This is a genomic window from Mycolicibacterium tusciae (assembly GCF_002086795.1).
Taxonomy (GTDB): domain Bacteria; phylum Actinomycetota; class Actinomycetes; order Mycobacteriales; family Mycobacteriaceae; genus Mycobacterium; species Mycobacterium tusciae.
Window position 1 is genome coordinate 1 of the sequence record NZ_MVIM01000044.1, and the last position, 3,412, is coordinate 3,412.

Here is a 3,412-nt window from a genome sequence, read left to right on the forward strand (position 1 = left end):
TAATTTGTGTTCGGCGGTGTCCTACTTTTCCACCCGGGTTGGGTAGTATCATCGGCGCTGGCAGGCTTAGCTTCCGGGTTCGGGATGGGTCCGGGCGTTTCCCTGCCGCTATTGACCGCCGTAACTTTATTCACTCTTTTTTGAGTGCCCCATCTGGTGGTGGGGAAGTGTTATTGGTGGTGGGGTGTGAATGCTTGTTGTGCATTCGTGGATGTGTGGTTGCGAGTGTGTGTAAGTTTTCGGCCGGTTAGTGCCAGTTCCCTGAACACATTGCTGTGCGTGTAGGTCTGGTCTATTGATCCCGTGGTCTGCGGGGGGCCTTATCCCACTTGATGGGTGAGAAGCCTGGTCTTGGAGGGGGTTTCCCGCTTAGATGCTTTCAGCGGTTATCCTGTCCGAACGTGGCTATCCAGCGGTGCCCCTGGTGGGACAACTGGTGGACCAGAGGTTCGTCCGTCCCGGTCCTCTCGTACTAGGGACAGGTTTCCTCAAGCTTCTGACGCGCGCGGCGGATAGAGACCGAACTGTCTCACGACGTTCTAAACCCAGCTCGCGTGCCGCTTTAATGGGCGAACAGCCCAACCCTTGGGACCTGCTCCAGCCCCAGGATGCGACGAGCCGACATCGAGGTGCCAAACCATCCCGTCGATATGGACTCTTGGGGAAGATCAGCCTGTTATCCCCGGGGTACCTTTTATCCGTTGAGCGACACCCCTTCCACTCGGGGGTGCCGGATCACTAGTCCCGACTTTCGTCCCTGCTTGACATGTAGGTCTCGCAGTCAAGCTCCCTTGTGCACTTACACTCAACACCTGATTGCCGTCCAGGTTGAGGGAACCTTTGGGCGCCTCCGTTACATTTTAGGAGGCAACCGCCCCAGTTAAACTACCCACCAGGCACTGTCCCTGAACCGGATATACGGTTCGAGGTTAGAGGCCCAATACGATCAGAGTGGTATTTCAACAACGACTCCACACACACTGGCGTGCGTGTTTCACAGTCTCCCACCTATCCTACACAAACCGTATCGAGCACCAATACCAAGTTGTAGTGAAGGTCCCGGGGTCTTTTCGTCCTGCCGCGCGTAACGAGCATCTTTACTCGTAATGCAATTTCGCCGAGTCTATGGTTGAGACAGCTGAGAAGTCGTTACGCCATTCGTGCAGGTCGGAACTTACCCGACAAGGAATTTCGCTACCTTAGGATGGTTATAGTTACCACCGCCGTTTACTGGGGCTTAAATTCTCCGCTTCACCCCGAGGGGTTAACGGGTCCTCTTAACCTTCCAGCACCGGGCAGGCGTCAGTCCGTATACATCGTCTTGCGACTTCGCACGGACCTGTGTTTTTAGTAAACAGTCGCTTCTCACTGGTTTGTGCCACCCCCTCCCGCTGCCGGCCGCTAGTGCCTTGACGGTGTGGGGGTCCCCCTTCTCCCGAAGTTACGGGGGCATTTTGCCGAGTTCCTTAACCATAGTTCACTCGTACGCCTTGGTATTCTCTACCTGACCACCTGTGTTGGTTTGGGGTACGGGCCGTGTATACGCTCGCTAGAGGCTTTTCTCGACAGCATAGGATCACCGAATTCGCCTCACTCGGCTATGCATCACCTCTCAGGGAATACGACATCCGGATTTGCCTAGATGTCCCCCTACGGGTTTGCCCCAGTATTACCACTGACTGGTACGGCTGCCTTCCTGCGTCACCCCATCGCTTGACTACTACCACCGAAGGTTCCACGCAGCACCAGAAACCCGCACACCCGAAGGTGATTGGTGATTCCAGATTTGGGTGGTTAGTACCGGTGATTCATCAGGGACGCTCATACACGGGTACGGGAATATCAACCCGTTGTCCATCGACTACGCCTGTCGGCCTCGCCTTAGGTCCCGACTCACCCTGGGCGGACTGGCCTGGCCCAGGAACCCTTGGTCTTTCGGCGGGCAAGGTTCTCACTTGCCTTATCGCTACTCATGCCTGCATTCTCACTCCCACACCCTCCACCACAAGATCACTCTGTGGCTTCACCGGATGCAGGACGCTCCCCTACCCAACGTCACCCCGAAAAGGGATGGTCGTTGCCGCGGCTTCGGCGGTGTGCTTGAGCCCCGCTACATTATCGGCGCACAATCACTTGACCAGTGAGCTATTACGCACTCTTTCAAGGGTGGCTGCTTCTAAGCCAACCTCCTGGTTGTCTTCGCGACTGCACATCCTTTTCCACTTAGCACACGCTTAGGGGCCTTAGCCGGCGATCTGGGCTGTTTCCCTCTCGACGCACGGAGCTTATCCCCCGCCGTCTCACTGCCACACTCTTTGACTTGTCGGCATTCGGAGTTTGGCTGACGTCAGTAACCTAGTAGGGCCCATCGGCCATCCAGTAGCTCTACCTCCAACAAGAAACGTGTAACGCTGCACCTAAATGCATTTCGGGGAGAACCAGCTATCACGGAGTTTGATTGGCCTTTCACCCCTACCCACAACTCATCCCCTCAGTCTTCAACCTAAGTGGGTTCGGGCCTCCACAACATCTTACTGCTGCTTCACCCTGGCCATGGGTAGATCACTCCGCTTCGGGTCCAGAACACACCACTACACCAACCACTATTGATTGGATACGCCCTATTCAGACTCGCTTTCGCTGCGGCTACCCCACCCGGGTTAACCTCGCGACATGTCCCTGACTCGCAGGCTCATTCTTCAAAAGGCACGCCATCACCCCACGACAAAGTCGAAGGCTCTGACGGATTGTAGGCACACGGTTTCAGGTACTCTTTCACTCCCCTCCCGGGGTACTTTTCACCATTCCCTCACGGTACTAATCCGCTATCGGTCACTGGGAAGTATTCAGGCTTACCGGGTGGTCCCGGCAGATTCACAGCAGATTCCACGGGCCCGCTGCTACTCGGGGACAGTTCCACGAAAGCCATCAAGTTTTCGGTTACGGGGCTCTCACCCTCTACGACAGGCCATCCCAGACCACTTCACCTAACCCAATGGTTTATCACTTTCGCCCTGGCCGGCGGACCAGAGAAGAAACGCCCCACAACACCGCACACACAACCCCCGCCGGGTATCACATGCACACGGTTTAGCCATCCTCCGCTTTCGCTCGCCACTACTCACGGAATCACACTTGTTTTCTCTTCCTACGGGTACTGAGATGTTTCACTTCCCCGCGTTCCCCCCTGACACCTATGTATTCAGTGCCAGGTGACACGACATCACTCGTGCCGGGTTTCCCCATTCGGACATCCTCGGATCAACGCTCGGTTGACAGCTCCCCGAGGCATAACGCAGCCTCCCACGTCCTTCATCGGCTCCCAGTGCCAAGGCATCCACCATGCGCCCTTAAACACTTACAACACAAAACAGTTAAAAATTCTCGGAAGAATCAAAAATTGCATTATCAA

General features: G+C 55.6%; 2 rRNA genes. Both read right to left on the reverse strand.

The annotated features are described in order from the left end of the window. Positions 1-8 precede the first annotated feature (8 nt). A 5S ribosomal RNA gene (gene rrf / locus BST47_RS29995) occupies positions 9-123 on the reverse strand. A gap of 104 nt (positions 124-227) precedes the next feature. Next, positions 228-3,364 (reverse strand): 23S ribosomal RNA (locus BST47_RS30000). Positions 3,365-3,412: the final 48 nt, after the last annotated feature.